The sequence below is a fragment of the Deltaproteobacteria bacterium genome (genome assembly GCA_019310525.1).
Taxonomy (GTDB): Bacteria; Desulfobacterota; DSM-4660; order Desulfatiglandales; family HGW-15; genus JAFDEE01.
On sequence record JAFDEE010000120.1, the window covers coordinates 1 to 7,025 of the forward strand.

Genomic DNA, 7,025 nt, shown 5'->3' on the forward strand with positions numbered 1-7,025 from the left:
GATCTCCAGGTTCAGGTTCTTCAGGTTGTTCTGAGAAGCGCCCAGGACCCGTATAGCGCCATATCTTGTTTTCCTTGATTTTTGCATAAACAATCTTGATTCCGCCCGGATGAAGAACCTCATCAGGGGTCATTGCGAAAAGAAGTAGGTGGTTCCTATAAAAAATGGCTCCCGTGGGGAGTCCTCTCCATGATAGGGACAAATCCTTTCGCCTGCAACCGCAAAGGAGATGGTTTGCCGGACTGCCGGGATGATTGAATCCAGTCCGGAGAAGAGCAAAGGGCAGGAAGATTATTGAGGGTTTCCGGGAAGAAGCGGAATTGTATTTACCCGGACATGGGGTATGAAGGGACCCGGTTTGAATAACGGGATGGGCAAGGTCTTTATCAGATTCCCTCGTAACATTCAGGGTGGGTTTCACCGTAAAGGATGTATGCCATGAGGGTCCTGAAAAGATCGTGCTTCAGCCGGTGGTCCGGGTAAAGGTCCGCCGAGATGATATCCCCACAGGGATAGATGTGCCATCTGCTGAACCTGCCTGATGATTTTATCCTGTCCATATAACCGACTCGTCCCCTGAGGCCGTCCCTGAACTGGAGGATGAAAGAGCAGGTCAATTCATCGCCTGGCGAAAACCCGTCGGATTGGAAATCCTTGAATTCTGTGCGGACCGGACGGATCCAGTGGAGCCCTTCTCCCTTGCCCACGGCGATGCCGAGATCGGGGAAGTGCCGGTCGAATATGGGAAAATCTTCCACCACATAAAGGATCCCTGACCCGGAGCGCTCGGTCTGTCTCGATGTTTGGAGCTTTCCCTTGAATCCTGCAAGGATCCGTTGCCTTCGGGAAACCCGGGAACCATCCCCTTCACGGAGGGCTCCCCGGCCGGCCCTCCCTTTATCCGGGGCCAGGGGAAGGGTGATCGTTCGGGGACAGTTCGAGATCTTTTGGTAAAGATCAAAGGGCTTTTCCAGGATGACACCCGGGATGCTCTTGTCCTGGTTCCAAAAATGGTAAGCTATTTCTTCTCTTAATAGATGTTTCAGGTTTACTGGATTCATGGTTTAACTTGAATTAACCTCGCCTGATGTATTGTTTGTCGGCGGTCCCGAGGGGTCGAAACCTAAATGGACGATCGCCGATTGATATCAGCCTTTGAATTAGAAGCTTCAGCCGGGAAAGATGCAAGGTTCACGCCATAAAGGGTTTGTTTGTAACTTATTGATATTTCGCCTGAAAATTTTCAAGGAAAAGTGCCTATGGCTCGTTTCGGCCTTGTTGTGCCATGGGCGGCTTACACCCTCCAGGGGGTCGGAATAATGATTCGCAAGGAATCTTGGAGGGTTATTGGATGGGGGAAAAATATGCAGGCATAGGGGCGATTTTTCCCGGGTTGCTGAATTGAAATTGCGGCACAAAGAGATTTCCGGATGGAATTCATTTTTTTACCAGTGTCTCCTTCCCGGCGCCCGATGCATTTCGATTGAAAGAATCAAAGACGTATATGGCGAGACCCGTCCATATGCATCCGAAAGTGATATAGTTTGCCAGGGTGAAAGGTTCTCCGTATCTGAAAACAGCCAAAAGGAACATAAGGCTTGGGGCAAGGTATTGTAATAGACCCATAGTCGAATACCGAAGCCGCCGTGATGCCATGGTGAACCAAACCAGTGGGAATGTGGTCACAGCCCCTGCCAGGAAGAGCAGCACGGTCGTTTTGGTGTCAACGGTTCCAAAGGCAAGGGTTCCTGTTGTTTCAAGGTGGATAAGGTAAGCAAGGGCAATAGGACAAACCAGAGCAGTTTCCACAAAAAGGCCGTTCACCGCTTCTATCCTCACCGTCTTTCGCAATAGCCCGTAGGTGCCGAAGCTGAATGCCAGCACCAGAGCGATCCAGGGAAACCTGCCATATTGAATGGTGATGTTCGCGGTCCCTGCCGTTGCAAGCAGGACGGCCACCACCTGAAGGGGACGGAGCCTCTCCTTTAGAAACAGTACGCCCAACAACACGTTTACCAGGGGGTTGATGTAGTACCCAAGACTGGCCTGAAGGAGCCTCCCCGTGTTGACTGCGTAAATAAAAACAAGCCAATTCGTGGTCACGAGCAGGGCGGTTACAGAAAGGGTCCTCCATACGCCTTTGAGTGACAGGGACTTTCGAAGTCCGTGCCAGTCATTGGCCAGAGTTATCAGTAGGGCGGTCAATGGTACAGACCAGATGACCCGGTGACTCAGGATTTCAAGAGATGAAACATGACCCACTGATTTGAAATATATGGGTACCAGACCCCAGAAAGCATAAGCCCCAAGGGCACAGATTACGCCCACGTTTTGCTGCTTGGATGCAGTCACGACACGCATTTCCTCATCGCCTGAAATTTGAATTTCATGCGTTACTCTCTTCACGAAAGGAACCACTCCTGGTCAAAATCCCCTGATCCAATCGGATCGTTTGGGTCGGTGGAGCATGACACACTTTCCTCCGGAAGTCAGTAGAACTTTTCAAACTATCTTATGAACCCGGATTATGCAATTGCCAAGTTTGCGAAGATGCAAGGCGTAAGGTGCGAAGACGTACTTTTAGTACTTCGAGCGCCTTACAACACAGCAGATTCGGCAAAATCAGCAATCCCGAAGGGTGACGAATTTTGAATAAATTTGATGTTTCCGGACTGCACCTTTTTGGTGAATGCAATCTGATCTGGAAAGATATCCAACAGTCTATAATCAATGAACTACCCCACCGCAAGCAGCGGGGTATTCAACCCGAAGAGATTAAATAAATGATTTCTTTCAAAATTCGTCATGCATAATTTGGGATGAAGACACTGTAAGACAAGCTCGTTTCCATCCATAAACGATCTTTTTGTACAGTCTTCCACCTTTGTCACGGCTGCGGTGTGACAAGCCGCGTCAACCCGCCAGAGGCTGGTAAGTCTGCGGGATTCATTCCAAGTGACGTATTGAATTGCACGTCTCCGCGCATAGTGACGACTTCCCCTTCAGGCCTCTCCCGATGGGCCGGGGAGGCCCCCACCTTGAGCGATTATCTGGTGAATCAAAAAATGCACTTGACATGAATGCGTTTTGCGTTCATCATGCATGCAAAATGGTAATGTTTTGCTGGCATATTGATGGTGAATTGAATGCTTGATGTCTTGGGGTGCATTTTGGCTGCCTATCCCAAAACTGCCTTGAACCTAAATAGTGTCCATCCATAAATAGGCAATTTTGTTCAAGGTCAAGGAAGGCGAAGATTTTAATCACAGGAATACATTAAAGTATTTCGAGGATTAAAATCTGAGCCTGACGCAGCTTGTCACGCCGTAGCCATAGCGAAGGCGGAAGATTGGGGAAAAGGGCCATTTATGGATGGACACTAAATAAAAGGATCTCATCAAAATTTTGAAACGCTCAGTTTAGGTTGAGATCAAGGGGGTAAGCTAAATTGGATCCTTTGGAGATCTACAAAGACCTTAAACACAAGATCGTATGGCTGGAGTTGAAACCCGAGAGCACCCTGAATTTGGCCGAAGTGGCGGCCAGTTACGGGGTCAGCCGAAATCCTGTAACCATCGCTCTTACCCGGCTTGATGCCGAAGAGTGGGTGATTCGCCATGGCTCCCATTACATGGTCAGCCCTTTGACCCTTGAGCGCATGAGGGAGATCACTGAGGTTCGTGCCGTGACCGAGGTCCAGGCCAATATCTGGGCAATGCATCGGATGTCCATGGAAGGGCTCAAGGAACTGAAAGAACTCAAAGAGGAGATCATCCAGTTAGGGGAGAAGGTGACCAACCGAACCATGGTGGAAATGGATGTCAGGTTCCACAACCTTCTCTACAGAGAGACCCGGAACAGCAAGCTGGCCCAGATTCTGGATCAGTTGCTCAGCCATTACCTTCGTTTCTGGCTTGCTTCACCCTCACGGATCAATAGAACAGACTTTTTTGCTCAGACCCTTGAGATCATCCGGGCCGTCGAAGAAAAGGATGAGGTCAGGCTCAGAGCGGCCAGCGCTGAACACATCAAGATATCCCTGGATGAAATCATGGGGCTGCGGTGAAGCAATAAAGACCGAAGTATGGGGGAAATGCAGGCTGACAATCTTTTAAGAAAGGAGAAATAAGAAATGGAAGTGCTGAATTTCAAGGACTGTGAAGATGTCAAGATAGAGAAGTTCCCTTTTAAAGGTGAGATGCGTGACGTAATCGGGACCAGCGTGAGGTGGCTTTCCCGTTACGGGGACGACGGCAATGGATATCCGGAATACGGCCTCCGATACTTTACGATTCAACCCGGCGGCGAGATCCCGATTCACAATCACTTTTATCACCAGACTATGTACATCCTCTCCGGCAGGGCCGAATGCTGGCAGTTCGACATGGAAGAGAACATAGTGGATAAAAAAATCGTGGGGCCCGGCGACTATATCTACGTGCCGAGCATGGAACCCCACGGCATGAAGAACATCGGGGACGATATCCTGACCTTTCTCTGTTGTATCGGCAATGTGTACGAGAATGAAAACGATCAGGGGGTATAGATAATGATGACTGCAAAGCGTCTGGAAGCATTCGACGCCTACCTCGGAACCGCCATGAACGTCATCCTCACGCGGATGAAAGAAGAAGGGAAGGATGTGATCAATCTGGGCCTTGGAGATCCGGATACCCAGCCTCCGGAGCATCTTCGCAAGGCCTTGGCGGACGCCTGCCTTAACCCGGATCACCATCATTATCCCAGTTTTTATTCCCAGAGGCCCCTGAGGGAGGCTATTTCCACCTGGTACAGAGAACGTTACGGAGTTGAAACCGATCCAGAGACCGAGGTGCTTCCTCTCCTGGGATCAGCAGAGGGGCTCTTTCACATTCATTCTTGTCTGCTCGATATCGATGATGTCGCCCTTGTCCCGGATCCGGCCTATCCCGCTTACGAGGCCGGGGTCAAGATCGCAGGGGGGGTCGTGGAGTATGTGCCCTTGCTCAAGGAAAACGGATTTGTGCCGGACCTGGAGGCCATCCCCAGTGACACGGCCCGCAGGGCCAAGATGATCTGGATCAATTATCCGAACAATCCCACGGCCGCCGTGGCCACGGAGTCCTTTTTTCAAAGACTGATTGAATGGGCCAGGGAATACGAGGTGGCGGTAGTTGCTGACAACCCTTACTCAGAGGTCTGTTTTGATGGTTATCGTCCCCCCAGTCTCTTGAGTTTCCCGGGTGGCGCGGATGTCGGGGTCGAGTTCAATTCTCTTTCAAAGGCTTACAACTGTTGTGGGTGGCGTGTCGGCATGGTCCTGGGAAACAAGGACATCATCGCAGGGTTGGAGAAGATCAAATCCCACTCCGATCGGGGTATATATTATCCTCTCCAGGTGGCGGCCGTCGCGGCCCTGACCGGCCCGGATGACTTCATGGCGGGGCGGAACAGGATGTTTCAGGAACGGCGCGATGTCGTGGTCAATAGCCTGAAAGAAATGGGACTGGCTGTCGAACTCCCAAGGGCCACCTTCTATGTCTGGGCCGCCATTCCGGAGGGATACGGCACATCCAGAGACTTCTGTTTCAAAGTGCTTGATGAGATAGCCGTCTGGATGATTCCGGGTTCCATGTACGGACGACATGGGGAAGGCTACTTTCGGATCGCCCTCACCCATCCGGCCGACCGTCTGTCCGAGGCCATGGATCGACTCAGGGGTTTTCTGTGAAATAGGTGAGGTGGGGACGCCGGTAAAAAAGAAAGAAGTTTTTAAGGAAGAGGGCCCCCGAGTTGGATTTTCCTCAAAAAAGTGGACAGTGCTAAAAGCAAACTGCTGGCTGTGTAGTTTGCCCATATTTTTGGGGAAAGACCAGTGCTTTCGTTTCCTGGCCATCGGACACCTCCTTAAGGCCGGCTTTTGTAACACGCTTTCCGGAGTGTCCACTATAACTATACCCCTTCAGGGTCATTCTCCTTCGGTAATGTCATAATTTCAGCACATTGTCCGATTTTTTGGGGCCACCTCTCTTTTCGTTGTTCCGGAGTATGACTCTTCTTACTGATTCCCGAGTTGGTTGATGTAGTCAAACAGCGCGGTGAGCGCGCCGCCCAGTCGCTGAGGCCGGCCGGTGATAAAGATGCCGTGCCCACCGGGAGGATGGGTGTAAAACCGATCGACGGTTCCCCCATGTGCCCTGACAAAGTGTGCCATCCGCTTCATCCCCCGGCATGTCCGGCCCCCGTGATCTTTCCCCCCGCAGTACAGCCAGAAATGGGCGCCCCGGTAGGCGCTGGGTCCCAGATGTTGTAAAAACGGTGAGAGTTGTCCCTGGTACTCGGCAAACACGGCGCCTGAATCTGAAATAAACGCGGAAAACGCTTTCATGCCCTCAGGCGCTCGATCCATGGCGGCCAGCTCAAACGTGCGCGCCGACCCCTTGGAGAAACCATACAAAACCACCGGAACGCCATCCAACGGACAATGCGATTTCAACTGGTTGAGCGTGGCGCGTAGCAGTTCGTAAATGCGGGCACTGTCGTCAAACCGGAGGTTTCCGGCAGCGTCCACTTCGGCATATTGCACGGCGGCCACAGCGAAAGAATGTCGGGAACGCATAACGTGCCAGAATTTAAACATACGTTCTGCGCATCCCCCACTCCCGTGGAGCGCAACGATCAGTCTTTTGTTGCGTTGTTTGTTCCAATCATCAGGAAACCACACTATAAAGAATCGCCCGGCATCGATTGGAATAAATCCGCCACCGGCTTCCCGGACCGTTTTCAATACACCCGCCTGCTTTTCACATCCATGATTGGGAAAGTCAAACCCCTGATGCGCCTGGATCCAGGCCTTGCAATCGGCAAATGTCGGTTCGGAAGCCAGAACGTTGTAGCTGCTCCAACCCAAAAAGAGCCATAGTAATACACTCACCAACATCACAACACGACCACTACACAGTTGGATCATTTTCATTAGTCTCTCCTTTCGGTACCTGTTTGTTGAATGGCAAAAGCAGGCTCTTCTTTTATCTTTCGGTTTAATT

General features: G+C 51.1%; 6 protein-coding genes. 3 read left to right on the plus strand and 3 right to left on the minus strand.

Annotation, left to right across the window (positions count from 1 at the left end):
- Positions 1-386 precede the first annotated feature (386 nt).
- Positions 387-1,061 (minus strand): hypothetical protein, encoded by a 675-nt coding sequence (locus tag JRF57_15590; GenBank protein ID MBW2305123.1) that lies wholly within the window; start codon positions 1,059-1,061, stop codon positions 387-389.
- 376 nt (positions 1,062-1,437) lie between these two features.
- Positions 1,438-2,361: an EamA family transporter RarD gene (gene rarD / locus JRF57_15595; protein MBW2305124.1), complete on the minus strand. Its 924-nt coding sequence runs from the start codon at positions 2,359-2,361 to the stop codon at positions 1,438-1,440.
- 1,087 nt (positions 2,362-3,448) lie between these two features.
- Between rarD and JRF57_15600 the strand changes: the two genes are divergently transcribed.
- From JRF57_15600 to JRF57_15610, 3 genes are all read left to right on the plus strand, one after another.
- Positions 3,449-4,066: a GntR family transcriptional regulator gene (locus JRF57_15600; GenBank protein MBW2305125.1), complete on the plus strand. Its 618-nt coding sequence runs from the start codon at positions 3,449-3,451 to the stop codon at positions 4,064-4,066.
- Between the two features lie 66 nt (positions 4,067-4,132).
- Positions 4,133-4,546 (plus strand): cupin domain-containing protein, encoded by a 414-nt coding sequence (locus tag JRF57_15605; protein ID MBW2305126.1) that lies wholly within the window; start codon positions 4,133-4,135, stop codon positions 4,544-4,546.
- Positions 4,547-4,549: 3 nt separating this feature from the next.
- Positions 4,550-5,710 (plus strand): aminotransferase class I/II-fold pyridoxal phosphate-dependent enzyme, encoded by a 1,161-nt coding sequence (locus tag JRF57_15610; GenBank protein ID MBW2305127.1) that lies wholly within the window; start codon positions 4,550-4,552, stop codon positions 5,708-5,710.
- A 327-nt stretch (positions 5,711-6,037) separates the two neighbouring features.
- On the opposite strand, the gene JRF57_15615 is transcribed toward JRF57_15610, so the two are convergent.
- On the minus strand, positions 6,038-6,955 hold the full coding sequence (locus JRF57_15615) for a hypothetical protein (GenBank protein ID MBW2305128.1): 918 nt from the start codon (positions 6,953-6,955) through the stop codon (positions 6,038-6,040).
- Positions 6,956-7,025 lie beyond the last annotated feature (70 nt).